Source organism: Agathobaculum sp. TL06 (genome assembly GCF_054658635.1).
Genome location: NZ_BAAGGY010000006.1, coordinates 111,876 through 138,010, shown reverse-complemented (window position 1 = coordinate 138,010; position 26,135 = coordinate 111,876). Strand labels below are relative to the sequence as shown.

Here is a 26,135-nt window from a genome sequence, read left to right as displayed (position 1 = left end):
GGAGTGGAAGTGCAGTAATGTATGCAGCGGACTGATACTAATAGGCCGAGGGCTTGACCTCATATTAGAGGTAATCCTCGTACTCTTTGCTGTGAGTTGTTATTGTTCAGTTTTCAGGGTGTAAACCTGAATAGTGCGTGTTAATGGTGACGAGGGTACACCTGTTCCCATTCCGAACACAGTAGTTAAGCTCGTTTACGGTGACAATACTTGGCTGGCGACGGCCCGGGAAGATAACTCAACGCGCACATGAAAACGCCAATCCGTTAAGGGTTGGCGTTTTGTTTTTGTTAAGATTGATCCTGGCCGCTGGCGTGGAACGTATTTTTCTGGTATGATAATATTAAGATTACATTAAGATAATGCTGGAGGAATGTGAATGAACAAAATCCTGAAAGAGAAATTGATGGAGTCGCTGTCTTCCGTACTCCCCATTACAGTGATCGTTTTGCTGCTTAGCGTTACAGTTGCGCCTATGCCTGTCGGGACGTTGATTCTCTTTTTGACAGGCGCGGTGCTTTTGATTATTGGGATGGCTTTTTTTTCGCTCGGTACGGATGTTTCTATGACGCCTATGGGCGAAGGCATCGGCGCGCAGCTGCCGAAAACGAAAAATCTGGCGATCGTTATCGGTATTACGCTGCTGATTGGTATTCTTATCACGATTGCAGAGCCGGACCTGCAGGTTTTGGCGGAGCAGGTGCCATCCATCCCTAATGCCATGCTGATCTGGACGGTAGCGGTTGGCGTCGGCCTGTTCTTCGTGATTGCCATGCTGCGCACCCTGTTCAAGATCCGGCTGGCGAATCTGTTGATTGTGTTTTACATAGGCGTTTTCGTGCTTTCTATTTTTGTTCCCAACGAATTTGTTTCGGTGGCGTTCGACTCGGGCGGCGTGACGACCGGCCCGATCACGGTTCCGTTCATCATGGCGCTCGGTATCGGCCTGGCCTCCATCCGTGGTGACCGTGACGCGCAGGACGACAGCTTCGGTTTGGTCGCGCTGTGCAGCATTGGGCCGATTCTGGCCGTGCTGCTACTGGGGATTTTCTACCGCGGCGGCGATCCCAGCTATACGCCGGTCACGGTGCCGGAGGTGCAGGACACACAGCAGGTAGCGCTGGTATTCCTGCACGACCTGCCGGAATATATTAAAGAGGTATGCTCCGCGCTTTTCCCGATTATCGTTTTCTGCGCGATATTCCAGCTTGTTTTCCGGCGTTTTCGCCGGCTGCAGCTGCAGAAGATCGGCGTCGGCTTTATTTATACCTTTGTTGGGCTGGCACTGTTCCTGACCGGTGTAAACGTCGGCTTCATGCCGGCCGGTCATTTCCTGGGACAACAGCTCGCCGGCGGGGGACATAGCTGGCTGCTGGTGCCGCTTGGCATGCTGATCGGCTATTTCCTGGTCACGGCCGAACCCGCAGTACATGTTCTGAACAGACAGGTAGAGACGATTACGAACGGCGCGGTATCCCAGCGCGCTATGATGCTGAGCCTTTCCATCGGCGTGGCCTGCTCGGTCGGCATGTCCATGCTGCGTGTGCTGACAGGGCTATCAATTTACTGGATTTTGGTGCCGGGCTATACGGTCGCGCTGGGGCTGACCTTCCTGGTACCCAAAATATTCACCGGTATCGCGTTCGACTCCGGCGGCGTAGCCTCCGGACCGATGACGACGACCTTCCTGCTGCCGTTTGCAATGGGAGCGTGTGAGGCGATGGGCGGCAATGTATTGACCGATGCGTTTGGAATTGTGGCGATGGTTGCAATGACCCCCTTGCTTACGATACAAATTCTTGGTATTCTATATAGGAAGAAGCAACGCCTTGCCGAAGCGGAGGAGGAACTGCCCGCCGCAGAGGATGAGGATGAAATCATCGTATTACAGGAGGATACGCTGCATGAGTGAGTATCAGCCCCAGATGACGATACACAGCGCAGTCGAGCTTGTTGTCGCGGTGGTCGATACGGCGCAGGCTGAGAGCGTGTTGCGCGTTTATCGGGAAAATCACGCGCTGGTCAGCTTTGAGTGCATGGCGCGGGGTACCGCGCGCACGGAAATGCTTGACCTGCTCGGTCTGGGCGAAACATCGAAAGCGATTGTGATGTGCCTTGCAGGGCATCAACTGGCGCAGCATCTGTTGGAACGGCTCGGCTATGAGCTGAAAATGCGTTACCCTGGCCGCGGCATCGCTTTTTCGGTGCCGGTCACAGGGATCGGTGTGCGTTGGCACAAGCTGCTGACACAGGCAGAACAAACGGAGGTGTTGGAGATGGACAGAGTGGAAAAGAAGGACGGTTTCGACGTAGTCGCAGTCGTCATGGAGCAGGGATATACCAATCTGGTCATGGACGTCGCGCGGAAAGCGGGCGCCCGCGGCGGTACGGTGATCTCCGCCCGCGGCATCGCGGAGGATGAGGTCAAGCAGTTTTTCGGCATCGAGATACAGGCGGAAAAGGAGATCGTTTTCCTCGTGGTCAAGGGCGAGGAGAAGCAGGAGATCATGACCGCTATTATGAAAGCGGTCGGCATGAAAACAAAAAGCCACGGCATTGTCCTGTCGCTTCCGGTATCCAACGCGATCGGTTTGGCGGATTAAAACGAACAGAGCGCCTGCACTATATATTGTGTAATATATGGTGTGGGCGTTTTTGCGTCTTCCGGCAGCTTTCCACACCGCGAACACAGCTTTATCCACAGGCGGCAGGTTGTCCACAGGGGATTATTCACATGGTCCACAGGGGAAAAAAGAAAAGATTAGAAAATGCAACAAGAAAAATTGCTGATTTCTTGTGATTCTGCCAAAAAGCCGAAATGGGCTTGACATTGTATAGGGATAGGGGTAAAATATCAAATACAGGCACAATATATGGTGCAGAAAAATAAAAAACACTACGAAACTTAGTAAGCGCCGCAAACGGCGGCGAAAAGGAAAGGGACAGCGAATATGATCCAGCAGATCATCAAAAGGGACGGCCGCCGCGCGCCCTTTGAAATCGATAAGATTGCAAGCGCGATCTTCGGCGCGGCGCAGGCGTCGGGCGGCCAGGACTATGAAATGGCGCGCGATCTGGCCGGACAGGTGGAAAAAGCGCTGGAAGCCGCTGCTGGAGACGAGATCCCTACCGTTGAGCAGATACAAGATACGGTAGAGAAGGTGCTGATTAAAAACGGACATGCCCGCACGGCAAAAAAGTATATCCTCTACCGGAATGAGCGCACACGCGTGCGCGAGATGAACACCAAGCTGATGAAGGTGTACGAGGATCTGACCTTCCAGTCCTCGCTCGAAAACGATGTCAAGCGCGAAAACGCCAACATCGACGGCGATACCGCGATGGGTACCATGCTCAAGTATGGTTCGGAGGGTGCCAAGCAGTTCTATGAGATGTTTATTCTCGACCCTGCGCACGCCAAGGCGCACCGCGAGGGCGATATCCATATCCACGACCTGGATTTTCTGACACTGACAACAACCTGCTGCCAGATCGACCTGCTGCAGCTGTTCTCCGGCGGTTTTTCGACGGGGCATGGATTCCTGCGCGAGCCGAACGATATCCGTTCGTATTCCGCGCTGGCCTGCATCGCCATTCAGTCCAACCAGAATGACCAGCATGGCGGACAGTCCGTTCCCAACTTCGACTACTCGATGGCGCCCGGGGTCAAGAAGACCTTCCGCAAGCTGTTCCGCGACAACCTGGCGAAAGCGCTGGAAGTATACGGCGCGGATGAGAACAATGAGGTGGATGCCGCGGCGCTGACCGAGCGGCTCGAACGCCAGACCGGCAAATGGGCCTGCCTGGCGGGCGGAAACGGCTATGACGAGGCTCTGACCGCCGCGCTGGGGGAGAACCTTGGCACGGAGGCAGCGGCCAAGTGCGTGCGCTTCGCCCGCAAATACGCGGATAAGGAAACCCGTAAGGCCACCTATCAGGCTATGGAGGCGCTGGTACATAATCTCAATACCATGCATTCCCGCGCGGGCGCGCAGATCCCGTTTTCCTCGCTCAATTACGGCACGGATACCTCGCCCGAGGGGCGCCTGGCGACCGAGCAGCTTTTGCTGGCGACCGAGGCGGGACTGGGCAACGGCGAAACGCCGATCTTCCCGATCCACATCTTCAAGGTCAAGGAAGGGATCAATTATAACGAGACCGACCCGAACTACGACCTGTTCAAGCTGGCCTGCCGCGTGTCGGCCAAGCGGATGTTCCCGAACTTCTCGTTCCTGGACGCGCCGTTCAACCGCAAATATTACAAGCCCGGCCATCCGGAAACCGAATGCGCTTACATGGGCTGCCGTACCCGCGTGATCGCCAACCGGTATGACCCCACGCGCGAGATCGTCACCGGCCGCGGCAACCTGTCGTTCACGTCGATCAACCTGCCGCGTATCGCGATCCGCAGCCACGGCGACATCGACTGGTTCTTTGAGGATCTCGACCGGAAAATCGATCTGGTATTCGATCAGCTGCTGGCCCGCTTCCGGATACAGGCGGCGAAAAAGGTGCGCAATTATCCGTTCCTCATGGGCGAGGGCGTATGGATCGACTCGGACAAGCTCGGACCGGACGATACGGTGGGCGAGGTGCTCAAGCACGGCACCCTGACGCTTGGCTTCATCGGCCTGGCGGAAACGCTCAAGGCGCTGATCGGCAAGCACCACGGCGAAAGCGACGAAGCGCAGAACCTGGGGCTGGAGATCGTCAGCCACATGCGCGAGCGGGTGGATAAGGCGGGCGAAAAATACGGCCTGAATTTCTCCCTGATTGCGACGCCGGCGGAGGGGCTGTCCGGCCGCTTCGTCAAGATCGACCGCCAGAAGTACGGAAAGATCGAGGGCGTGACCGATCGGGATTACTATACGAATTCGTTCCATGTGCCGGTATATTATCCGATCTCGGCGTTTGAAAAGATTGTGCGGGAGGCGCCCTACCATGAGCTGACCAATGGCGGCCACATCAGCTATATCGAGCTGGACGGCGACCCGACGCAGAATTTGGAGGCGTTTGAGGCGGTCGTCCGCGCGATGAAAGAGGCGGGCATCGGCTATGGCGCGATCAACCATCCGATCGACCGCGACCCCGTGTGCGGCTATACCGGTATCATCGGTGAAACCTGCCCACGCTGCGGACGGCATGAGGGCGAGGGCGTGCCGCTTTCCAAGCTGCAGAAGCTCGGCCTTTACAAGAATTTGAACAGTATGACGCTCGGCTACCACGGCGATCCCGCGGAGGAAGCCGACCGTCAGCCCAATACATTGAAAATTGTCAAGGACTAAGAAAGGAAGCGTACGGTTATGGAAGAAAAGGTAATGCAGGAGCAGCTGATCGGCGAGGGCGTCGGCTTTGAGCGTATCCGCCGCATCACGGGCTATCTGGTCGGCACGCTCGACCGGTTCAATAACGCCAAGCGCGCGGAGGAGCATGACCGTGTAAAGCATACGGTAGCGTGCTGCTCGCTGGAAGAGGAGCATACGGCGTAATGGAAGGTTCCATACGCATTGCGGGTACGGTCGGGGAGTCGATTGTCGACGGCCCCGGCTTCCGCTATACCCTGTTCACACAAGGCTGCCCGCACCATTGCCCGGGCTGCCACAACCCGCAGACGCACGATTTTGCGGGCGGCAGGGATATGGAGCTGGAAGCCCTGCTGCGCGATATGTGCAAAAACCCGCTGGTAAAGGGCGTGACCTTTTCCGGAGGCGAGCCGTTCTGCCAGCCCGAGCCGCTGTACCGGCTGGCGGTCGAGCTGAAGAAAAAGGGGAAGCACCTGATGGCGTATTCCGGCTATACGTTCGAAGAGCTTCTGGAACTGCCCGACCCCTTTGTGAAAAAGCTGCTTTCCCAGCTTGACCTGCTGGTGGACGGGCGGTTTATCGAGGCCGAACGCAATATCGAGCTGCGGTTTCGCGGCAGCGAAAACCAGCGCGTGCTGGATGTCCCTCGGTCGCTTGCGGAGCAGGCGCCGGTGTGGGCGGAGCAATACCGTTAATGAAGAAAACCCGCCTGAAAAGGCGGGTTTTGGTTTGACTTTCAGGCGCCGGCGCTGTCCCCGACCGTCGCTTGTTCCTCCGGCAGCGGCTGGCCGATCGCGCAGACGATATGCGGCATGTCCTTGCTGCGGTAATGCTTGCTGATCTGCCCGACGGCCTGCATCCCGCATTGGGCGGCAACGCGCAGGGAGGGCAGGTTGTTGGGCCGGATGGTCGCAACCACACGCGCCGCGCCGAGTGCGCCGAACGCATAGCGGATGCAGGCACGGGCGCATTCCACGCCGTAGCCCTGCCCCCACAGCTCGCGCCGGACGATATAGCCGATCCCGATCTCAGCCCGCTCCTGCAGCTGCTCGACCAGAGGGCCGGCGAGCGCGACCAGCGCGCCGGTCTGCCGGCTCAGCGCGGCAAAATAGCCGCAGCCGTCCTCTCGGTAACGGCGCAGCATGCCGGCGATCCAGTCGCAGACCTCCTCATAGGAAAACGCATGCTCCCAAGCATACATGGTCTGCGCATCCTGCAGGATCGGGGCGACAAGGGCAAAATCATCCGCGCGCAGCCGCCGGAAACGCAGGCGGTCGGACTCGATCTCATAATGCTGAATTTCTTCCATTTGAAAAGCTCCCATGAAAATGGTGCGGCAAAAGCCGCACCATTTTTTTGTTTTTACTTGGTGCCGAAGATGCGGTCGCCCGCGTCACCCAGGCCGGGTACGATATAGCCGTGGTCGTTGAGCTTGTCGTCGATGGCGGCAACAAAGATCTCGACGTCCGGATGCGCCTTCTGAACAGTTTCGACGCCTTCCGGCGCGGCGATCAGGTTCATCAGCTTGATGTGCTTAACGCCGCGGCGCTTGAGCCCGTCGATCGCGGCGACCGCGGAGCCGCCGGTGGCGAGCATGGGGTCGAGCAGGAGCACGTCGCGCTCCTCAATATCGTTCGGGAGCTTGCAGTAGTACTCGATCGGCTGCAGCGTCTCCGGATTGCGGTACAGGCCGATGTGTCCGACCTTGGCAGCCGGAATCATCTCCAGCATACCCTCCACCATGCCGAGGCCGGCACGCAGGATGGGGACCAGCGCGATCTTCTTGCCGGAGATCACCTGTACGCGCGCCTCGGAAACCGGCGTCTCGATCGTGATTTCCTTGAGCGGCAGGTCGCGGGTGGCCTCGTAGCACATCAGCATCGCGATTTCACGGGCCGCCTCGCGGAACTCCTTAACGCCGGTGGTCTTGTCCCGCATCAGGCTGAGCTTATGCTTAATCAGCGGATGATCCATTTCATGAACGGTTGCCATAATCGTTGTCTCCTTTATTCTGAAATTCATTGTTGACCGGAAAGCCGTTTGAGACGCTCCCGTTCCGCCTGTGGGCGGCGCAGGTAAAAGGCGTCGAGCGCCTGCGGCGTGCAGGTCTGGCCCGCCTTCAAAAGCGGCAGGGCGGCGGCCGCCACGCCGAAGCCTGTGGGGTAGCGCAATTCGGGCGGCGCAAGACGCAGGCCGGGGCATCGTTCCTTAAGGGTATTATAACATAGATCGGCCCCGTCTCCAACCAGAAAATACGGCGCTTCGCCGATTTCTTCGCCCAGATCGGCCAGCCGCAGCGCACGGTCGCCGCACAGACGGCGCGGCGCGCCGTTTTCGGCCGTGAACAGGGCGTTGTACACCTGTCCGGCGCGGGCGTCCATCACGCAGCAGAGCGGGCCGCCGAGCGCCCGCGCGCCCCAGGCCATCGCTTCCAGCGTGGATACGCCGACGCAGGGCTTGTCCGCGCCGAGCGCAAGCCCCTTGACCGTCGCCACGCCGATGCGCACGCCGGTGAACGAGCCGGGGCCGTGTGCGACCGCGATGGCGTCAATCTCGTCCAGGGATACGCCGCAGTTGGCAAGCAGGTCCTCCGCCATGGGCAGCAGCGTGCGCGAGTGCGTCAGGCCGCAGTTCTGGAAGGACTGTGCGACCAGCCGCTCCTCCTCGATGAGCGCGACGGACGCGCTGACCGCGGAGGATTCGAATGCAAGTATCTTCAAGCGGATACCTCCCCAATCGTGACCGTTCGGTCGTTTTCGGCATTTCCGTACGAAATATGCACGGTTTTATAAGAATCCGGCAAAATATCGGCCGCATTTTCGCTCCATTCGATCAGCACGATGCGGCTCCCGTCCAGATATTCGTCAAAGCCGATTTCGAACAGCGCCTCGCTGTTCAGGATGCGGTACAGGTCGAAATGCGCCACACGTCCGGCGGGCGTGTCATATTCGTTGGCGATCGCAAAGGTCGGGCTGGTCACACGGCCCTCGTACCCCAGGCCGCGCAGCACGCCGCGCGTGAACGCGGTCTTGCCCGCGCCCAGGTCGCCGGAAAACGCGACCACGTCGCCCGGGCGCAGCGACCGCGCATATTCTGCGCCGAGGGCTTCGGTCTCCTCGGGGGAGTGGGTGATATATTCCATCAAAACACCTTTTCTATACATTCTCTGACTATCATACCACGGCGGGACGCAAATGGCAAGGCGCAGGCCGGCGCGGCGTTTTACCGGAATTTTGCGCGCACCGTACCGCGGATTTAACACAGGGATGCTATACTGGAAGCAAAAACAGGGGAGGGACACGGCATGGGTTTCAAAAAGGCGAAGATCGCAGGGCTTGGCCTACTCGCGGCGGCGTTGGCAGTGCTGCTGTATACCGTGCTCCGGCACGACTGGCCCGCGTGGGAAACGCCGTGGACGATCGGGGGCGCTCTCTTGCTGGCGGCCGCGGGTGCGGTGGTGCTGCTCGCCGGCTACCGCTGCCCGTACTGCGGCAAAGGACTGAAGTTCGGCGCGCGGTACTGCACGCACTGCGGCTCCTTGCTCGAAGACTGCGGCCGTATCCGACAGGACTGCGAGCCGCCCGCCTCGGCAAAGCTGCTGCGCAGCCATGTGTGGGCGGCGCGCCTGCGCTGGGCGCTTTCCGTGCCGGTGTTCCTCGCGCTGGCATGCAGCCCTTATGCCGCCTGGGAGCGGCCCGCGCTGGCCGTACTGATCGGCGGCTACCTATTGGCCGAAGCCGGCATCGCGTGCCTATGGATGCGCTGCCCGCACTGCGGAAAGCCCCTGGACGGCGGGGAAGCACACTGTCCCCGCTGCGGGGGACGGCTGGAGCGGTAAACGGTCACAGCCGCACAGTCTCGGTGGCGATCTTTTCGCAGAACGCGCGGTCGTGCTCGACAAACAGCAGCGTGGGCTGGTACGCGAGCAGGAGCTGCTCGATCTGCATGCGGGAAAACACGTCGATATAGTTGAGTGGCTCGTCCCACAGATACAGGTGTGCCTGCTCGCAGAGACTGCGGGCAAGCAGCACCTTTTTCTTTTGCCCGGCGCTGTAATCTGCCATATCCTTTTCAAACTGCACGCGGGCAAAGTCCAGCTTGCGCAGGATGGCGAGGAACAGCGTGCGGTCCACGCCGCAGGCGTCGGCATAGCCGGTCAGGCTGCCGGAGAGGAAGGACGCGTCCTGCGGCACATAGGACACGGTCAGCCCGCTGCCCAGCCGCACCGTGCCGGTGTGCGGGATATCCTGACCGGCGATCAGTTTGAGCAGGCTGGATTTGCCGCTGCCGTTGCGTCCGGTGAGCGCGATGCGCGCGCCGCGCGTCACCGCAAGGCGCACGCCCGCAACGACCGGCGCGCCGCCGTACTGCACGGCCACGTCGGTCAGCTCGGCAAGCGTTTGCGCGCGGTAGGAGAGCGGGTGGAGCTTTAAGTCGTCCACCCGTTCAACGTTGTGCAGCAGCCCCGCCTTTTGCTCCGCCGCCTCCAGCCGCCGCGCTTCCAGCGACTTGGCGCGCTGCATCATCTTGGCGGCCTTGTGGCCGATATAGCCCCGATCGGGACGCAGGCCGCTGTTGCGCGCGTGCTTTTCGGACTCGGTCCGGTCCGACCAGCGGGCGGCGCGCCTGGCCGCTTCATCCAGCCGCCGGATATCCGCGCGCAGGCGCTCGTTTTCAGCCAGCTCAAAAGCGTCTTGTTGTTCTTTATTAGCAAACCAGGACGAAAAATTGCCTTTTTGCAGCGCAATATCCGCTTTATTGATGGAAAGAATGTGATCGACGCAGCCGTCCAGGAACGCGCGGTCATGCGAGACGAGCAGGAAGCCGCGCTTGCTTTTCAGGTAATCCGCCACCAGTTCGCGGGCTTCCGCGTCCAAATGGTTGGTCGGCTCGTCGATCAGCAGGAAGCGGTTTTCACGCGCAAACAGCAGCGCGAGCAGCAGCCGCATCTGTTCGCCGCCGGACAGCGAGCGGAACGGCCGGTACAGGATCTCGTCCGACAGCGCCAGCCGGTGCAGTTCGCGCGCGAGCCGCCAGTATTCGTAATCCGGCTGCACGTCCTCGACCACACCGATCGCGTCCTTGCGCGGGTCGGGGATGGGAAAAGGGAAATAGTCGCACGGCACGGCGGAGCGGACCGCGCCGCCGCAGGGCAGCGCGCCCTGGAGCAGCCGCAGCAGCGTCGTTTTGCCGCGCCCGTTGCGGCCGACCAGACCGAGCCGCCAGTCGGTGTCCAGCCGGAGGGAAACGTTCTCAAAGATAGCGTCATAGCTGCCCTCATAGGCAAAGGTCAGATTGGAAATTTCGATGACAGACATAAAAATGCACCTCCCACGCATGAAAAACGGTGCAGGACGACGCAGACCGCTTCCCACGCGCAAAAAGGCGCAGAAAAAGGCGGCAAAGACAAAATAAGCGCTCCTGCAAGCGGGTGCGGCAAACCAAAGCGGCCTGCCCGCCCAATGAATCCTGCAAGAAGAGCTTATTTCATCTTTCCACCTCAAATCATTTATTTTACGCGGTCAGTATACCGCATTCCGCGCGGCTTGTCAAGCAAAAATGCAGCCGGCCGCGTATGCGGCCGGCTGCGCCCGTTCAGGGCTGCCGCTTGGGGAAGTCCGGATGCAGGCCGGACCAGCCGAACTGCGGCAGGGTGAGGATGCGGTCCATATCCGTGTCCGATATCGTAAAATCGAAAACGTCGAGGTTGGCCGCCATGCGTTCCGGCGCGGAGGATTTGGGCAGCGGCAGCACACCGCGCTGCAGGGCAAAGCGGAGGCAGAGCTGCGCGACGGACTTTCCGTATCCGGCCGCCAGCTCGCGCAGGAACGGATCGTCCAGCACGCGCGTGCGGCCGAGCGGGCTCCACGCCTCCGGCAGAATGCCGTGCGCCTTGCAGAACTCGACGTTCCAGGTCTGCGGGTAGCCTGGGTGGAATTCGATCTGATTGACCATGGGCGTGATCTCTGCGGTTTCCATCAGGCTGCGCAGGTGGTGGGGCAGGAAGTTGCTCACGCCGATCGCGCGCACGCGGCCCGCATGGTATAGCTCCTCCAGGGCGCGCCAGGTGCCGCGGTCCAGCTCGGCCCATTCCGCGGTGAGGTCGTCCGGCCGCGGCCAGTGGATCAAGTACAGGTCGAGATAGTCCGTGCCGAGCTTTTCCAGAGAACGCTCGAAGGCGTCGAGCGCCTGCCGGTAGCCCAGCTCGGTCTTCCACAGCTTGGAGGTCAGAAAAAGCGCGCTGCGCGCCGCGCCGCATTGTTGGAGGGCGCGCCCTAACTCGGCCTCGTTGCCGTAAAAGGAAGCGGTGTCAAAATGGCGGTAGCCCGCGCGCAGGGCGTTTTCGACGACTGCGGCGCTGTCGCAGTCCGCAAGATAAGTGCCGTAGCCAACGGCGGGAATGGACACGCCGTTGGATAACGTAAAGTTTTCCATCATTCACACATCCTTGTCAGAAGAGAGTGGGTATGCTACATTGTAACAGGTTCAGTATACCATATCCGGCGGCGGGAAAAAAGATTTTTGCCGTGCTTGAACGGAAAAGCGGCGGTCATCCGTCTAATAGACAGATGGAAAGGAGGGAGCGGCATCGAACAGGAGCGGAAGGCCGCGCTGGCGCGGCTGATGGAGGAGTACGGGGACAGCCTGTACCGCCTGTGCATACTGCTGCTGCACGACCCGCATCTGGCCGAGGATGCCGTGCAGGATACGATGCTCAAGGCGTGGCGCGGGCTGGAACACTTTGCGGCGCGGTCGGGCGAAAAGACCTGGCTGACGCGGATCGCGGTCAACGTGTGCCGCGACTACCGGCGGCTGTACTGGTACCGCAAGCGGCTGGACGGAGAGGCGCTGCTCGAGCACATTCCCGCGCCGCCCGACGCGGAGCCGCAGGACGACGAGGTTCTGCGGCAGGTGCTCGCACTCGCGCCCAAGTACCGCGAGCCGGTACTGCTGTACTATTGGCAGGAAATGACTGTGCAGGAGATCGCGGCGCTGCTCCGGGAAAAGGAAAACACAGTGTCCACCCGTCTGCGCCGCGCACGGGCGCAACTGAGGGAGAAGCTGAAAGGATGGGACGACGATGGATGACAAGCTCAAACGCGCAATCGACCGGCGCATGGCGGGCGCGGCACTGCCGGGGGCGTCCAAGGCCCGCATGATTCAAATCGCAATAAAAGGAAAGGGGAGCCGGAGCGTGCGAAAAAGAAAAATGTTTATCACGGCTGCAGCCGTTGCAGCGGTAATGGTGTCCGGATGCTTTGCGGTACAGGTGATCCGTGACAACATCCGCCAGACTATGACGAGCTGGGAGCAGACGAATGAAGGCACGCCGCTGCACCTTAGCCAGTCGGACGCGGGGTATACCGTTACTCTGGATGAAATTTACGGTGATACCGTTATGGTTTACATCAAAGGTATGGTATCACGTGATGATGGTGTACCGTGGCAGGCAGCGCAGTACGAAGGTGATACGGAAGAGGGCATCAGCGGCGCACGGATCTGGTTTGAGGAAGCGGATTTTGTCATCCCCGGTTATGCGGAACAGATGCACCAGCTGGAAAAAGTATGGAAACGTGCGCAATATTACTTTTTGACCGATGTGAATCCAGACGACAACAAACAGGAATTTATTATGAGCCTGAGCGCGCAGGAATTTCCTTTGGATGGAACGATTACCGTGCTGCTTCAGGGGCTGGGCTACTGGGAGGATACTGCGGGGACACAGACACATGTGATTGACGGCACATGGCGTTTCACAGTCCCGGTAGCGCGGGAGGATACGGGCGAAACGCTGGCCGTGGGACGATCCATACAGACGGCGGCAGGTACGGTGCGTCTGGATACGCTGCGTTTTTCTGCACTGGATGTTTTCGCAGAGTGGAGCGGCGCAAATGAGGCATTGTTTGCAGGGGATAAGGAGAATACCTACCTGCTGCTGAAAACCGGAGAAAAACTGCCGTATCAAAACCGCATCATAGATCATGCCGGCGGAACAAGGATATTCATGAAATTCTGGGATTTTAACAAGGGCCTTGGCCACATCTCCGCAGACGATGTGCAGGCCGTGGTCTTCGCCGGACAGGAGATCGCGATCGCATAACATAAAAAGCCGCCCAACGGGCGGCTTTTTCCTGCCATATCCTCATATCAGCGCGTCGTATACTCCAATCATCACCGGCATAGTCACGATGGAAAGCAGCGTTGTCAGCACATACAGCGCGCTGGAATACGCGGCGTTGCGGTCGTAGAGCTGCGCGAGCGAGGTCACGGTCGCACAGGCGGGGGTGATGCAGGCGAGATAGACGATCATCAGGATATTCTTTCCGTCCGCGACCCAGCCGGCCGCGCCGGAAATCCGCAGCAGCAGCACGGTCACAAGCGGAAAGGCCAGCAGGCGGAGCAGCACGGGCAGATAATTGCGCGGCGTGGTGAACAGGCGCCGCAGCGGCGTGTCCGCGATGACCATGCCGGCCAGCAGCATGCCCAGCGGCCCGAACATATCGCCCAGCGTACCCAGGGTGTCGTTGATAAGGGCGGGCAGCGGCACGCGCAGCAGGAACAGCGCGCAGCCGGCCACAATGGCGATAATATTGACGTTCAGGAAAAGCTTGCGCCATTCCATGCCGCGCGTGCCGCAGAGCAGGCTGCGGCAGTGCGTCCAGATCAGCACCTGCTGCACCACGATGAACGCGCAGGAATAAATGACGTATTCCGGACCGAGCAGCGCGTTCACAAGCGGGATGACCAGGATGCCCGCGTTGGTGTAGATAACGGCGGTGCGTTCGATCACATCCAGCTGCAGCGGACCGGCAAGCAGGCGGGTGAGCAGCAGGAACAGGATGTGCGCCGCGATCGAAATGGCGAAGGAGAAGATAAGCCCGGCCATGACCTGCGGCGTGTATTCGACCTGAAAGGCGTTGATGATGACGCAGGGCGTGAGCAGGTATACCATGACGACCGACAGGCTGCGGCTGTCCTCCGGACGGAGCAGCTTTGCCTTTACGATGATGTAGCCCATCAGCAGGATGATGAACAGCTGGACGATCTCCCGCATCAGGATCAGGCTGATTTGCATGGGCGTTTTCCCTCCTTGGTGGGTTGGGGCAAGACAAAAGCCGCCTGGGGCGGCCTTTGCCTTAGGAAGCCGTTAGAACAGGCCGGTGATCCTGCCTTCCCGATCCACGTCGATATTTTCCGCGGCCGGCACCCTGGGCAGGCCGGGCATGGTCATGATCGCGCCGGTCTCGACGACGACAAAGCCCGCGCCCGCGGCCAGGCGCGCTGTGCGCACATTGACCACAAATTCGGTCGGCCGGCCGAGCAGCGCCGGATCGTCGGACAGCGAATACTGCGTTTTCGCCACGCACACCGGCAGATGGCCGTAGCCCATTTCGGTGATGTTCGCCAGCTCCTTGTGCGCCGCCGGCGCGATGGTCACACCCAGCGCGCCATAGATCTCCTTGGCGATTTTGCGGATCTTATCCTCGAGCGGGAGGCTGTCCTCGTAGAGCATATGGAAGTCCGCTTTGCCCTCGTCCAGCACGGCGAGCACCTCGTTTGCCAGAGCCTTGCCGCCCTCGCCGCCCTTAGCGAACACCTCGGAGAGCGCCACGCGCACGCCGCGCTTTGCACAGTGCGCGCGGATGAAGGCGACCTCCTCCTCGGTATCGGTCGGGAACGAGTTGATGGCCACAACCACCGGCACGCCGAACTTCTGCATGTTGTCCAGGTGCGCGTCCAGATTGCAGACGCCGCGTTCGAGCGCGGCCAGGTCGGGCGCGTTCAGCTCGGCCTTGGGTACGCCGCCGTTGTATTTAAGCGCGCGCACGGTCGCCACGAGGACGATGCAGTCGGGCGCGAGGCCGGCCTTGCGGCACTTGATGTCCATGAATTTTTCCGCGCCAAGGTCCGCGCCGAAGCCGGCCTCGGTGATGGCGATGTCCGCCAGCTTTAAGGCAAGTTTGGTGGCCTGCACGCTGTTGCAGCCGTGAGCGATATTGGCGAACGGACCGCCGTGCATCAGGCAGGGGGTGCCTTCGAGCGTCTGCACCAGGTTGGGCTTGATCGCGTCCTTCATCAGCGCGGTCATCGCCCCCTCCGCGTGCAGGTCGCGCGCGAAGATCGGCTTGCCTGCGTAGGAATAGGCGACCAGGATGTCGCCGAAGCGCTTTTTCAGGTCGTCCAGGTCGGAGGCCAGGCACAGGATCGCCATGATCTCGGAGGCAACCGTAATCATAAAATGGTCCTCGCGCGGCACACCGTTCATTTTACCGCCCAGGCCGATCGTGATGTTGCGCAGGCTGCGGTCGTTCATGTCCATCACGCGGGTGAAGATCACCCGGCGCGGGTCGATGCCGAGCGCGTTGCCCTGCTGCATGTGGTTGTCCAGCATGGCGCAGAGCAGGTTGTTCGCGGCGGTGATGGCGTGCATGTCGCCGGTAAAGTGCAGGTTGATGTCCTCCATCGGCACAACCTGCGCATAGCCGCCGCCGGCCGCGCCGCCCTTGATGCCGAACACAGGGCCGAGGGACGGCTCGCGCAGCGCGATCACCGCATTTTTGCCGAGCTTGGCCATCGCCTGGCCGAGGCCGACGGTCGTGGTGGTCTTGCCCTCACCCGCGGGAGTGGGGTTGATGGCGGTGACGAGCACCAGCTTGCCGTTTTCGCGGCCCTCCAGCTTGGCCCACACGTCTGTGGACAGCTTGGCCTTGTACTTGCCGTACAGCTCCAGGTCGTCCGCGTCCAGTCCGGCGGCCGCGGCGACTTCCGCGATCGGGCGCATCTGGCAGCCCTGCGCGATTTCGATATCGGATAACATAACATTTCCTCCCGTATAATTTACACAGTGTCAATATTATAACAATGTTCTGCACAGTTTTCCAGCGGTAGACGCGAAAAATTTGCCGAATTTGCGACTCGCAAATGGCGCCGCATTGTGGTATGATATAAAACAGACGCAAATCCCAATAGAAAAGGAGGGTCGGCGTGGACGTTTTTAAAACCGTCAGACATTATCTGAAAAATACCGACCTTTATCTGCTTGTCCTCGCGTTTCTGTGCTCGGCGTATGGCATGGTGCTGATTTATTCGGCAACGCTCAATCCCGTGAGCGGGCTGGATGGCAGCACGCGCAACCTGTTCGTGCAGGCGGCGGCGATTATCATCGGCCTGGGCGCGTTTGTCGTGATGAGCCTGATCGACCTGGAAACCATGAGCGGCTGGTGGAAGATATTCGTGCTGTTCAACATCGGCCTGCAGATGCTGCTGTTCACCCCGCTCGGGCAGGAGGTCAACGGCCAGCGCGCGTGGCTCAACCTGGGCGTGACCAGCCTGCAGCCGGGCGAGCTGGGCAAGCTGATTTTTATCTTTACGCTGGCCGCGCACATTTCCGAAATACGCGAGCATATCAGCGAATGGCGCGGCCTGTTCGTGATCGGCCTGCACACGCTCATCATGATGGGCGCGGTAGTCGTTGCCTCGGGCGATACCGGCATGGCGATCCAGTATTTTATGATCGCGCTGATTATGCTGTTTGCCGCGGGCCTTTCGCTGAAGTGGATCGCCGTGGGCGCGGGGCTCGGGCTGGTCAGCATACCGGTCCTGTGGAATTTTGTCCTGAAGGGCTACCAGATCACGCGCATTCTGGTGCTGTTCGACCCGTCGATCGATCCGGATATCTCGCGCCAGGCGACCTACGGCAAGATCGCGATCGGCTCGGGGCAGTTCAGCGGGCAGGGCCTGACCAATGGCACGATGACGCAGATGCAGATCGTATCGGAAAATCAGACCGACTATATTTTTTCCGTCGCGGGCGAGGAACTGGGCTTTATCGGCTGCATGCTCATCATCGGCCTGCTGACGCTGCTGATCCTGCGGCTGTTTTATGTTTCGTACCGCGCGTCAACGACGTTTTCGTCGCTGCTCGCCGTGGGCGTGTCGGGCATGTTCCTGTTCCAGACGTTTATGAATATTTTCATGAACGTCGGCCTGCTGCCCGTCATGGGCCTGACGCTGCCGTTCTTCTCTTACGGCGGCACGTCGATCGTCACCATGTACGCGGCGCTGGGTATCGCCGCGGGCGTGCGGATGAGGGAAAAACCGTCGTGGCTGCAGTAGCGCGCGGCCGGATGGAAAACAAAAGCGGAAAGGATGTTTGGCAATGGAAAGACAACAGGCATGGGAGCTTTTGCGCAGATATAACAGGGAGCCGTTCCATCTGCGCCACGCGCTGACGGTCGAGGCCGTTATGCGGTATTTCGCGGAGCAGCGGGGCGAGGACGCGGACTTTTGGGGTGTAGCCGGTCTGCTGCATGATATCGATTTTGAACAATGGCCGGAGCAGCACTGCGTCAAGGCGCCCGAGCTGCTGCGCGAGGGCGGGGCGGACGAGGCGACCGTCCATGCGGTGTGCAGCCACGGCTGGGGGCTTTGCTCGGATGTGGAGCCGACGCACGAAATGGAAAAGCTGCTGTTTGCCTCGGACGAGTTGACCGGACTGATCGGCGCGGCTGCGCTCATGCGGCCCTCCAAAAGCGTGCAGGACATGGAGCTGAAAAGCCTGAAGAAAAAATATAAGGATAAAAAGTTCGCCGCCGGCTGCTCGCGCGAGGTGATCGCGCGGGGAGCGGAGCTGTGCGGGCTGACGCTGGACGAGCTGATGCAGCAGACGCTGGACGCGATGCGGGCAAGCGAGGACACGGTGAACGCACAGATGGACGAAATGGCATGAAGGCATAAATAGAAACGCCGCCCTACGGGCGGCGTTTTTGCTGCTTACCGGCGTCGTCTGCGCTGGTAATTGGAATTTTCGTAACGGGCGCGCATGTTTTTGCGCTGCTTCCGCCGGCGCATGCCGCCGAACGTCAGATTGAACAGGATGTAGAGCACGACAAAGATCGCCAGCACGACCAGAATCACCTTGAACGCAGTGCTTTTGAAGAAGTTCTCGAGCTTGTCCGCATAATACAGGACGTTGCTGCGTTCCACGTCGTTGAGCGCGACCAGCTCGACCGTGCCGTATTCGACGCCGCCGTAGGAGTAGGTGATGCTGCCGATGACATCCCCCGCCTTGATGGGGGCGTCCTTGCTGTCCGGTATGGTGGGGAACTGCTCCAGCTGGTCGACCTCCAGGTTTTTGGGGAGCGTGGCGACAAGGTCGTTTTTGGCGGTCAGCACGACCTCGTCCGCGTCCGTGGACAGGCGGACGTTGACATGCGTGATCTCCTGCCCCTGCTTGGCCAGCGTTTTGGAGACAAAGTTCTCAAAGCCCCAGTCGAACAGGCGGTTGGTTTCGGTAAAGCTCTTGGCGACGGTCGAGCTGTCCGGCGCGTCCGCGCAGCCGAGCAGGACGGAATACAGCTTGGCCCCGCCCTTTTCCGCATAGGAAACCAGGCAGTTGCCGGCCTGCGAGGTGTGGCCGGTTTTAATCCCTTTGGCGTAAACGTTCGACCAGGGATCGGTACGGCGGAAAATGAGCAGGTTGGTGGTGAAGATGACGCGCGAATCGTGCATGTTGGTCGCGGGCATCCGGTACTGTGCGGTTTCGGCGATCGTAACGAACGTTTCATCCTGCATGGCGGCCTGCGAGATCAGCAGCAGGTCGCGCGCGGTGGAATAATGGTCGTCCGCATGCAGGCCGCAGGGGTTGGAGAAATGCGTGCCGGTGCAGCCAAGCTCCTGCGCGCGCGCGTTCATCATGTTGACAAATTCCTCGTACGATCCGCCGACATGCCGCGCCAGCATATAGGCCGCCTCGTTTGCCGAGGGAAGCATGAGCGCGTACAGCAGGTCGACGACCCGCACCTGCTCGCCTACCTTGATATCGGCGTTTGAACTGTCGGCCGTGACGTTTTCAAAATCCGACTCCTGCGCGGTGACGATCTCCTCCAGATCCTCGACCTGCTCGAGCGTGAGCAGCGCGGTCATGACCTTGGTGGTTGAGGCGGGATAGCGCCGCTCGTCCGCGTTTTTTTCATACAGCACCATGCCGGTATCGGCGTTGACCAGCAGCGCGGCGGTGGCGTCGATCAGGGGATCGGCCAGGCCGCCGGCCGTGGTGCCGCTTTCGATTTTGGCGTCTCCCCCCTCTGTAGTATCGCCGTCGTTCTGGGAGGAGAGTGTGTCGTCCTCTTCTCCGGTCGCAGAGGCCCGCGGGAGCGGCGCGGCGGAAAATAAAAACAGGAAACAAAGCGCAAGCGCGGTCAGGCGGCGGAAAATAACATTATTTTTCATGCGGATCCCCCAGAGAAAAGTCTGCGTCGGTGAAATGGCCGCGTATGGCCGCGGGCTTGGGCGGGATGCGGCGCAGCGGGTCGTAGCGGAACGCGCGGCAGTGGTCGGCGCCGTCGACAACGCCGCGGCGGCGGCACGCGATGCGCTGCCCGTCCGCCAGGGGGGAGCCGTGCGCGCAGTAAATGCAGCGCGGCTCGATATCCTTTCGCAGCAGCTTTTTCAGCTTCATGCGGATGGTCACTCCATTCTTATGTACTGTGACCCATTATATCTTATTTTTCGTGCTTTTTCCACCCCAAATTAATAACAATAGCAAAACGCCGAGCAGGACGGCGCCGGCCAGGTTAAAGGCGCGGACGGGCGCGGCGGCGCCTGCGAACACGGTCAGCGCCCTGGGGGAAAGCTGGAACAGCAAAGCGGTACACACGGCGGCAATCGTGCCGTGGAGCAGCTTGCCGAGCGTGAAAGCGCCGGATGGGAGCGCGAACGGGGCGGTCAGCGCGCGCGCCTGGAACTGCACGGCCAGCCCGCCGAAGCCGAGCAGGAAAGACGCCAGCGTGAGCTGGGCGCCGACGGTCAGGGGAAGCAGCGCCAGCTCGTCAAGCCCGTTGGTCAGCTCGATCAGGCCGGCCAGCATATCGCCGTACGGCAGGGCGCGCAGGGCGGGACGGAGCAGCCGCAGCAGGACGGAAAAAACCGTCAGGAAGGCGGTGACGGTCAGTGCGGTGCGCGCGGCCTGCTGCGTGGCGCCGCAGAAAGCGGAGGCAAAGCCCTCCCTGGGCGCGGCGGCCGACCGCCCGCCTGCCGGCCGCGCCATGGGGCCGCGCGCCACGATCAGGCCGGTCAGCAGCGCGGACAGCGCGTGTATGCCGTAAAGGACCGCGCCGGTCCGCGCGCTGCCGAACACGCCCAGCCCGACCAGCCCGATACAGAAGCCCGGGCTGGCGCAGTTGCAGAACGCGTTGACCCGCGCGGCGGCTTCGCGCGACAGCGCGCCCTGCTGGAGCAGCTCGGCCACGGTGGCCGCGCCGACCGGATAACCGCCGGTCAGCCCCAGTATGACCGCGGGCGCGGCCTCGGGCGGCAGACCGTACAGCCGTGCGAGCGGCCGGGCGGCAGCCCTGCCGAGCCGCTCCGCCAGTCCGGAACGGACGAGCAGGCCGCTGGCCACGAAAAACGGGAACAGCGCGGGCAGCGCTTCGCGGCCGGCAAGCGCCAGACCTTCGCGCACCCCGTCCGCGCAGGCGGCCGGGCAGAGCAGGAACGCCGCGAACAGCGCAAGGGAGAAAAACAGCTTCATTGACCTCACCCCGGTTGACAGAGATTCCCTATTCTATGTCCGGCAGGCAAGTTTCATGCCGGCGCCGCATACAATAGCCCGAACGGAGGAGGGGACGCATGGCGCACGATGGGTTTGGGGCGGCGATGCTGGAGGATCTGCACGGCAGCCGCCCGCGCGTGGAGATCATCGGCAACAGCCGCGTCGTGGTGGAGAACCACCGCGGGATACAGGAGTATGACGACGGGCTGCTCCGCGTCAAATGCTGCGGCTGCGAGGTGCGCATCACGGGCGCGGGCCTGACGCTCGCGGCGCTTTCGCTGGATGAGCTGGCGGTGACCGGAAGGATCGTTTCGGTGGAATACACCACGGCGGGCTGACGCCGAAAGGGAGGGAAACGGATGGTTGGGCGGCTTTTGCTGCTGGCGCGCGGACAGGTGCGCGTCCGTGTGACGGGCGCGAGCCTGCCGCGCTTTCTCAATGCCTGTGCGCGGCACGGTATCACGCTGCGCCGCATGAAACGCACCGCCTGGAACGAGATGTACGCGACGCTGTCGGTCGCGGACTTCCGTGCGCTGTGGCGGCATATGGGGCGCACGGGCTGTCGGGTGCATATCGTGCGGCGGCGGGGCGCGCCCTTTGTCGCCGCGCGGCTGCGGCCGCGGTACGCGCTGTGGGGCGGCTTTTTTGCGCTTATGCTGTTATGCTGGATTTTACACGCCCACATCTGGTCGATCGAAACGAATATTTCCGCCGCGCTGCCGGAAGGGGAAATCATGCGGCAGCTCGACGCGCTGGGCGTACATATCGGCGCGCGGCGGAGCGCGATCGATACCGGCAGGATCCGATGGAAGATGCTGCAGCTGCAGCCGGATATGACGTTTTTTTCGCTCAATATACAGGGGAACCGTCTGACGGTGGAGGCATATGGCGAGGCCCCGCCTTCCGAGCTGTTGGACCAGAGCGCGGTCACCAAGGTCGTTGCGGCCCGCGACGGGGTTGTGCGCCGCATTTTGGCGCAGGAGGGGCAGCCGGTGGTAAAAGCGGGCGACGCGGTCTCGGTCGGGGATACGCTGATCAGCGGGCTGGTCCCGCCCACGCGGGAGGAGGGGAACTACCATCTGACGCATGGCCGTGGCGAGGTGGAGGCGTATACGGCCTATCATACCGCGCGCGCCCGCGCGCTGACAACGGAAAAAAAGACATATACGGGCAAGGTGAGGCGCCAGTATGCGCTTGTTTTCGGAAATAAACGGTTAAATTTATATTTTGGGAGTGGAATTTCCAGCAGTACCTGTGATAAAATAATAGAAACCAAAACGCTGTGGCTGTCCGACAGCGTGGTGTTCCCGATCTCGCTGGTCAAACAGACCTATGTGTTTTATGAAACCGAGACGGTGACCCAAACCGCGGACGAGGTGCGCGTGGATATGATCTCCCGCGCGCTCGGGGATATCGCCGCGGGCATGGACGGCAGGATCACCGGCCATGAGGAAACGCTGGCCGAGCAGGCGGGCGCGGCGGTTTTGCGGCTGTCGGCGGACGCGGTCGAGCAGATCGGCGTGGAAGCGGTCGATGACAGCACGATTCCGGAAAAGGAGCCGGAGGAGGATGCCGGGGCGCAATAGCGTCCCGCGCAGGGATAAAACACCAGGAAAGCAAGGTGCAGACCATAGAAAAGACAATCCAGATAGAGCGGATCGAGCTTCTGATCGCGGTGTTCGGGGCGTTCGATGAAAATATCAAGCTGCTGGAACGCGAGCTGGGGGTTTCGGTCGTCAGCCGCGGGACCGAGCTGAAGATATCCGGCGGCGAAGCGGAGGTGGAAACCGCCGCGCGCACGATCGGCGCGCTGGCCGGAATGGCGGCGCGCGGCGAGGCGGTCGGCACGCAGACCGTGCAGTATGTGATCGGCCTGGCGCGCGACGGGCGCGAGGCCGAGGTGCAGACTATGGGCCGCGATGTGCTGTGCATCACGGCAAAGGGCAAGCCGGTCAAGGCCAAAACGCTCGGCCAGAAGCGGTATATGGAGGCCATCCAGAAAAACACAATCGTCATGGGCGTCGGTCCGGCCGGCACGGGCAAGACCTACCTTGCCGTGGCCGCCGCGGTCGCGGCGTTCCGCGACAAGCGGGTGTCCCGCATCATCCTGACGCGCCCGGCGGTCGAGGCGGGGGAAAAGCTGGGCTTTCTGCCCGGCGATCTGCAGAGCAAGGTAGACCCCTATCTGCGCCCGCTGTACGACGGGCTGTTCGACATGCTCGGCGCGGAGAATTTTGCCAAATACCAGGAGCGCGGCTCGATCGAGGTAGCGCCCCTGGCCTATATGCGCGGCCGCACGCTGGACGACAGCTTCATCATCCTGGACGAAGCGCAGAACACCACGCCCGAGCAGATGAAAATGTTCCTGACCCGTCTGGGATTCGGCTCGCAGGCGGTCATCACGGGCGATATCACCCAGATCGACCTGCCGGACGGCAAGGCCTCAGGACTGAAGGAGGCCCTGCGCGTGCTGGACGGGGTGGAGGGCATCGCCCAGTGCTACCTGACCGAAAAGGACGTGGTGCGGCATGAGCTGGTGCAGCGCATCGTCAAAGCTTATGCGGACTACGAAAACAAAAAGGGCAGGGGGAAGCCGGCGGAAAGCCGTCATCCCGCCCTCCGGCGCAAAGGGGACAAGCGATGAACCACCAGATCAACATCGGCTTTGAGACTGCGGTGGAGGACGAAGCGGCGGTCGCCGCGCTCATCCGCACCTGCGCGCTGCGTGTGCTTGAGAGCGAGGGCGTGCCGTTTTGCGCGGAGATCGACGTGACCGTGGTGGACGCGGATGCGGTCCGCGAGATGAACGCCGCGTATCGGGATAAGGACGCGGTGACCGACGTGCTTTCTTTCCCGATGTACGAATTTGTAAACGGCGCGCCGCAGGAGCGGCTGGAGCGCGAGCCGGATTCCGGCCGCGTCATGCTGGGCGATATGGTGCTGTGCTATACGCGCGCCTGCGAGCAGGCGGCGGCGTTCGGCCATTCGCCCGCGCGGGAGTGCGGCTACCTGACGACGCATTCCGTGCTGCACCTTTTGGGCTACGACCATGAGCGGGGCGACGGGGACGCGCGCCTGATGCGCGGCAAGGAAGAGGAAAATCTGGCCTTTCTGGGCCTGACGAGAGAGGCGTAATGAAAAAAAACATCCGAAAACTGCATGAAAGCTTCCTCAATGCGTTCCGCGGGCTGGGACTGTGCATCCACGGGGAACGCAACTTCCGCGTGCATATGGTGACCGCGTTTTATGTGACCATATTCGCGCTGCTGGGCAAAGCGACGGCGTCCGAGGCGTCTATTTTGTGCGTCTGCTTCGGGCTGACCATGGGCGCCGAGCTGATGAATACGGCGATCGAGCGGCTGTGCGACCGGCAGGCCAGCGGGTACGACGGGTTTGTGCGCGATGCCAAGGATATCGCGGCGGCGGGCGTGTTCGTCTGCGCGGCGGCGTGCGTGGCGGTCGGCGTGTGCATTTTTATCGGGGAGGGCGTGCTGGCCGCGGCCCTGCAGTACATTTTCGCGCATTTGTGGGTTGCTATGGCGCTGCTCGCGTCCGCGCCCGCTGCGCTGTGGTTTATTTTTCAGTATGGGAGAATACAATGAATCAGATTACCAAAACGGCGGTCGTTTCCGTGGTCGGCCGCCCGAATGTGGGGAAATCCACCCTGACCAATAAGCTGGTAGGGCAGAAAGTGGCCATTGTGTCCAGCAAGCCGCAGACCACGCGCACCCGCATCACCGGCATACTCAACCGAGACGGCACGCAGTATGTGTTTCTGGACACGCCCGGCCTGCACAAGCCGCGCAGCCGTTTGGGCGACTACATGTGCAAGGTTGTGACCGACACCGTATCCGAGGTGGACGCGGCGGTGCTGGTGGTCGAGCCGATCGCCAACATCGGTCCGGCCGAGGAGAGCCTGATCGCACAGCTCAAGCAGCACCGCATGCCGGCTATCCTGGCGATCAACAAGATCGATACGCTGAAAAAGGAAGAGCTTCTTGCGGTGATCGCTGTTTACGCGCAGGCGCATGACTTTGAGGCGGTCGTCCCGATCTCCGCGCGCACGGGGGAGGGGCTGGACGAGCTGCTGGCCGAGATCGGCAGATACGCGGTCGAGGGTCCGCAGCTGTTTCCGGAGGATATGGTGTCCGACCAGCCGGAGCGCCAGCTTGCGGCCGAAATCGTGCGCGAAAAAATGCTGCGCCTGCTCGACCGCGAGGTTCCGCATGGCGTGGCGGTCGGCGTCGAACGCTGGAACGAGCGGGAGGACGGCCTGATCGAAATCAACGCGGTCATCTATTGTGAAAAGGCGAGCCACAAGGGCATTATCATCGGCAAGCAGGGTGCGATGCTGAAGGAGATCGGCCGGCAGGCCCGCGCGGATATTGAGCGCATGCTGGACGCCAAAGTGTTTCTCGAGCTTTGGGTCAAGGTCAAGGAGGGCTGGCGCAACAACCAGTACCAGATGCGCAATTTCGGCTACGAGGAGCTGTAAATGGCCGAGGTCAAGCTGCGCGCGCTCGGCCTGCGCGAGGTGGATTTCGGCGACTACGACCGTTATCTGACCGCGCTGACCGCGGATGGCCGCAGGATAGAGATTTTGTGCAAAAACGCGCGGCGGGGAAAAAAGCAGAATCCCGCCGCGCGGCAGTTTTGCTATTCCGAATTCATTCTGTATGAACGGGGTGGGAAGTATACGCTGCGCGAGGCGGGGCTGGTCCACTCGTTTTTTCCGCTGACGCAGGATATCGAGCGGTACGCGCTTGCCTGCTATCTGGCGGAGCTGGCAAGCGCGCTGGCCACGCCGGACGAGGACAGTCCGGCGCTGTGCGTCCTGCTGCTGTACGCGCTGCGCGCGCTGGAAGGCGGCGGGCGCGAGCCGGGGCTTGTCAAGGCTGCGTTCGAGTGGCGCGTGATGGCCGAAAGCGGCTATGCGCCCGACCTTTCGGGCTGCGGCGTGTGCGGCAGGGGGATCGAACGGCCGCCCGTGTATTTTTCCGTCCGCGCGGGTAATGCGGCGGACGGCGCGTGCGCGGAGCGGGTGGGCGGCTATGAGCGCCTTGCGGATTCCGCGCTGCGCGCGCTGGCGCATGTGTTGACGTGCGACGCCCGCAGGGCGTATGCGTTTGCGCTGACCGGACCGGCGCGCGCGCAGTTCTGCCGCATGGGCGAGGCGTATGTGCTGTACCACCTCGGCCGTGGGTTTGACAGCCTGGCGTTTTACCGGTCGGTCGCGCCGCAGGCATAGCTGCTTCATGCTGCAAGAGGGGGAGGCAGGT

At 61.3% G+C, this 26,135-nt stretch carries 27 protein-coding genes, 1 rRNA gene and 1 pseudogene; 18 read left to right on the top strand and 11 right to left on the bottom strand.

Annotated features, from left to right (window positions below; all coding sequences use genetic code 11):
• Positions 1–133: 133 nt before the first annotated feature.
• The 6 genes and pseudogenes from rrf to nrdG all read left to right on the top strand — a co-directional run bounded on the left by rrf (position 134) and on the right by nrdG (position 5,998).
• Positions 134–250, top strand: a 5S ribosomal RNA gene (gene rrf, locus ACYQ3S_RS05330).
• 129 nt (positions 251–379) lie between these two features.
• Positions 380–1,912 carry a DUF1538 domain-containing protein gene (locus ACYQ3S_RS05325; protein ID WP_459687665.1) on the top strand — a complete coding sequence of 511 codons (1,533 nt, stop codon included), beginning with the start codon at positions 380–382 and terminating at the stop codon, positions 1,910–1,912.
• A complete protein-coding gene (locus tag ACYQ3S_RS05320) occupies positions 1,905–2,603 on the top strand; it encodes a P-II family nitrogen regulator (RefSeq protein WP_459687664.1) in 699 nt (232 codons plus the stop codon). The genes ACYQ3S_RS05325 and ACYQ3S_RS05320 overlap by 8 nt, the downstream gene beginning before the upstream one ends.
• Before the next feature lie 348 nt (positions 2,604–2,951).
• Positions 2,952–5,285, top strand: coding sequence for an anaerobic ribonucleoside triphosphate reductase (locus ACYQ3S_RS05315; RefSeq protein ID WP_459687663.1), 2,334 nt, complete (start codon positions 2,952–2,954; stop codon positions 5,283–5,285).
• Between the two features lie 60 nt (positions 5,286–5,345).
• A pseudogene (nrdD, locus tag ACYQ3S_RS05310) lies at positions 5,346–5,489 on the top strand (anaerobic ribonucleoside-triphosphate reductase); the annotation flags it as partial.
• Positions 5,489–5,998, top strand: a complete 510-nt coding sequence (gene nrdG, locus ACYQ3S_RS05305) for an anaerobic ribonucleoside-triphosphate reductase activating protein (RefSeq protein WP_459687662.1) — start codon at positions 5,489–5,491, stop codon at positions 5,996–5,998. The pseudogene nrdD and the gene nrdG, both read left to right, overlap by 1 nt.
• A gap of 41 nt (positions 5,999–6,039) precedes the next feature.
• Here the strand turns inward: nrdG and ACYQ3S_RS05300 are convergent, their stop codons facing one another.
• The 4 genes from ACYQ3S_RS05300 to tsaE are packed head-to-tail and all read right to left on the bottom strand — an operon-like array spanning position 6,040 to position 8,445.
• On the bottom strand, positions 6,040–6,612 hold the full coding sequence (locus ACYQ3S_RS05300) for a GNAT family N-acetyltransferase (RefSeq protein ID WP_459687661.1): 573 nt from the start codon (positions 6,610–6,612) through the stop codon (positions 6,040–6,042).
• A gap of 53 nt (positions 6,613–6,665) precedes the next feature.
• Positions 6,666–7,295 (bottom strand): uracil phosphoribosyltransferase, encoded by a 630-nt coding sequence (upp, locus tag ACYQ3S_RS05295; protein ID WP_147574309.1) that lies wholly within the window; start codon positions 7,293–7,295, stop codon positions 6,666–6,668.
• Between the two features lie 26 nt (positions 7,296–7,321).
• A complete protein-coding gene (gene tsaB, locus ACYQ3S_RS05290; protein ID WP_459687660.1) occupies positions 7,322–8,023 on the bottom strand; it encodes a tRNA (adenosine(37)-N6)-threonylcarbamoyltransferase complex dimerization subunit type 1 TsaB in 702 nt (233 codons plus the stop codon).
• The gene (tsaE, locus tag ACYQ3S_RS05285) at positions 8,020–8,445 is read right to left on the bottom strand and encodes a tRNA (adenosine(37)-N6)-threonylcarbamoyltransferase complex ATPase subunit type 1 TsaE (protein WP_459687659.1); all 426 of its coding nucleotides are present in this window, start codon (positions 8,443–8,445) and stop codon (positions 8,020–8,022) included. The genes tsaB and tsaE overlap by 4 nt, the downstream gene beginning before the upstream one ends.
• 162 nt (positions 8,446–8,607) lie before the next feature.
• On the opposite strand from tsaE, the gene ACYQ3S_RS05280 reads away from it, so the two are divergent.
• A complete protein-coding gene (locus ACYQ3S_RS05280; protein WP_459687658.1) occupies positions 8,608–9,141 on the top strand; it encodes a zinc ribbon domain-containing protein in 534 nt (177 codons plus the stop codon).
• A 4-nt stretch (positions 9,142–9,145) separates the two neighbouring features.
• Here the strand turns inward: ACYQ3S_RS05280 and abc-f are convergent, their stop codons facing one another.
• Together abc-f and ACYQ3S_RS05270 are read right to left on the bottom strand one after the other, a co-directional pair.
• Positions 9,146–10,621, bottom strand: a complete 1,476-nt coding sequence (abc-f, locus tag ACYQ3S_RS05275; protein ID WP_459687657.1) for a ribosomal protection-like ABC-F family protein — start codon at positions 10,619–10,621, stop codon at positions 9,146–9,148.
• A gap of 277 nt (positions 10,622–10,898) precedes the next feature.
• Positions 10,899–11,741, bottom strand: a complete 843-nt coding sequence (locus ACYQ3S_RS05270) for an aldo/keto reductase (RefSeq protein ID WP_459687656.1) — start codon at positions 11,739–11,741, stop codon at positions 10,899–10,901.
• 84 nt (positions 11,742–11,825) lie between these two features.
• On the opposite strand from ACYQ3S_RS05270, the gene ACYQ3S_RS05265 reads away from it, so the two are divergent.
• Together ACYQ3S_RS05265 and ACYQ3S_RS05260 are read left to right on the top strand one after the other, a co-directional pair.
• Positions 11,826–12,392 carry a sigma-70 family RNA polymerase sigma factor gene (locus ACYQ3S_RS05265; RefSeq protein ID WP_459687655.1) on the top strand — a complete coding sequence of 189 codons (567 nt, stop codon included), beginning with the start codon at positions 11,826–11,828 and terminating at the stop codon, positions 12,390–12,392.
• Positions 12,385–13,404 carry a hypothetical protein gene (locus ACYQ3S_RS05260; RefSeq protein WP_459687654.1) on the top strand — a complete coding sequence of 340 codons (1,020 nt, stop codon included), beginning with the start codon at positions 12,385–12,387 and terminating at the stop codon, positions 13,402–13,404. The genes ACYQ3S_RS05265 and ACYQ3S_RS05260 overlap by 8 nt, the downstream gene beginning before the upstream one ends.
• Positions 13,405–13,446: 42 nt before the next feature.
• Here ACYQ3S_RS05260 and ACYQ3S_RS05255 read toward each other — a convergent pair whose 3' ends face one another.
• Both ACYQ3S_RS05255 and ACYQ3S_RS05250 read right to left on the bottom strand, forming a co-directional pair.
• Complete coding sequence (locus tag ACYQ3S_RS05255) at positions 13,447–14,379, bottom strand: AEC family transporter (protein ID WP_459687653.1); 933 nt, start codon at positions 14,377–14,379, stop codon at positions 13,447–13,449.
• A 72-nt stretch (positions 14,380–14,451) separates the two neighbouring features.
• Positions 14,452–16,122: a formate--tetrahydrofolate ligase gene (locus ACYQ3S_RS05250; protein ID WP_459687652.1), complete on the bottom strand. Its 1,671-nt coding sequence runs from the start codon at positions 16,120–16,122 to the stop codon at positions 14,452–14,454.
• A gap of 167 nt (positions 16,123–16,289) precedes the next feature.
• On the opposite strand from ACYQ3S_RS05250, the gene ACYQ3S_RS05245 reads away from it, so the two are divergent.
• Together ACYQ3S_RS05245 and ACYQ3S_RS05240 are read left to right on the top strand one after the other, a co-directional pair.
• Positions 16,290–17,420, top strand: a complete 1,131-nt coding sequence (locus ACYQ3S_RS05245) for an FtsW/RodA/SpoVE family cell cycle protein (protein WP_459687651.1) — start codon at positions 16,290–16,292, stop codon at positions 17,418–17,420.
• A gap of 43 nt (positions 17,421–17,463) precedes the next feature.
• Positions 17,464–18,033, top strand: a complete 570-nt coding sequence (locus ACYQ3S_RS05240; protein WP_459687650.1) for an HDIG domain-containing metalloprotein — start codon at positions 17,464–17,466, stop codon at positions 18,031–18,033.
• A gap of 44 nt (positions 18,034–18,077) precedes the next feature.
• Here ACYQ3S_RS05240 and ACYQ3S_RS05235 read toward each other — a convergent pair whose 3' ends face one another.
• From ACYQ3S_RS05235 to ACYQ3S_RS05225, 3 genes are read right to left on the bottom strand one after another with little or no spacing between them, the layout of a single operon-like run.
• The gene (locus ACYQ3S_RS05235) at positions 18,078–19,535 is read right to left on the bottom strand and encodes a D-alanyl-D-alanine carboxypeptidase family protein (RefSeq protein ID WP_459687649.1); all 1,458 of its coding nucleotides are present in this window, start codon (positions 19,533–19,535) and stop codon (positions 18,078–18,080) included.
• A complete protein-coding gene (locus tag ACYQ3S_RS05230) occupies positions 19,525–19,764 on the bottom strand; it encodes a hypothetical protein (RefSeq protein WP_459687648.1) in 240 nt (79 codons plus the stop codon). Before ACYQ3S_RS05230 ends, ACYQ3S_RS05235 begins: the two co-directional genes overlap by 11 nt.
• 36 nt (positions 19,765–19,800) lie before the next feature.
• A complete protein-coding gene (locus tag ACYQ3S_RS05225; RefSeq protein ID WP_459687647.1) occupies positions 19,801–20,835 on the bottom strand; it encodes a nucleoside recognition domain-containing protein in 1,035 nt (344 codons plus the stop codon).
• A 98-nt stretch (positions 20,836–20,933) separates the two neighbouring features.
• On the opposite strand from ACYQ3S_RS05225, the gene ACYQ3S_RS05220 reads away from it, so the two are divergent.
• The 7 genes from ACYQ3S_RS05220 to recO are packed head-to-tail and all read left to right on the top strand — an operon-like array spanning position 20,934 to position 26,104.
• Positions 20,934–21,194: a YabP/YqfC family sporulation protein gene (locus ACYQ3S_RS05220; protein WP_459687646.1), complete on the top strand. Its 261-nt coding sequence runs from the start codon at positions 20,934–20,936 to the stop codon at positions 21,192–21,194.
• A gap of 21 nt (positions 21,195–21,215) precedes the next feature.
• A complete protein-coding gene (locus tag ACYQ3S_RS05215; RefSeq protein ID WP_459687645.1) occupies positions 21,216–22,442 on the top strand; it encodes a sporulation protein YqfD in 1,227 nt (408 codons plus the stop codon).
• A gap of 44 nt (positions 22,443–22,486) precedes the next feature.
• Positions 22,487–23,500, top strand: coding sequence for a PhoH family protein (locus tag ACYQ3S_RS05210; protein WP_459687667.1), 1,014 nt, complete (start codon positions 22,487–22,489; stop codon positions 23,498–23,500).
• Positions 23,497–23,991: an rRNA maturation RNase YbeY gene (gene ybeY / locus ACYQ3S_RS05205; protein ID WP_459687644.1), complete on the top strand. Its 495-nt coding sequence runs from the start codon at positions 23,497–23,499 to the stop codon at positions 23,989–23,991. The genes ACYQ3S_RS05210 and ybeY overlap by 4 nt, the downstream gene beginning before the upstream one ends.
• Complete coding sequence (locus tag ACYQ3S_RS05200; RefSeq protein ID WP_459687643.1) at positions 23,991–24,458, top strand: diacylglycerol kinase; 468 nt, start codon at positions 23,991–23,993, stop codon at positions 24,456–24,458. Before ybeY ends, ACYQ3S_RS05200 begins: the two co-directional genes overlap by 1 nt.
• The gene (gene era, locus ACYQ3S_RS05195; RefSeq protein WP_459687642.1) at positions 24,455–25,351 is read left to right on the top strand and encodes a GTPase Era; all 897 of its coding nucleotides are present in this window, start codon (positions 24,455–24,457) and stop codon (positions 25,349–25,351) included. Before ACYQ3S_RS05200 ends, era begins: the two co-directional genes overlap by 4 nt.
• On the top strand, positions 25,352–26,104 hold the full coding sequence (gene recO, locus ACYQ3S_RS05190) for a DNA repair protein RecO (protein ID WP_459687641.1): 753 nt from the start codon (positions 25,352–25,354) through the stop codon (positions 26,102–26,104). It abuts the gene before it with no gap.
• Positions 26,105–26,135 lie beyond the last annotated feature (31 nt).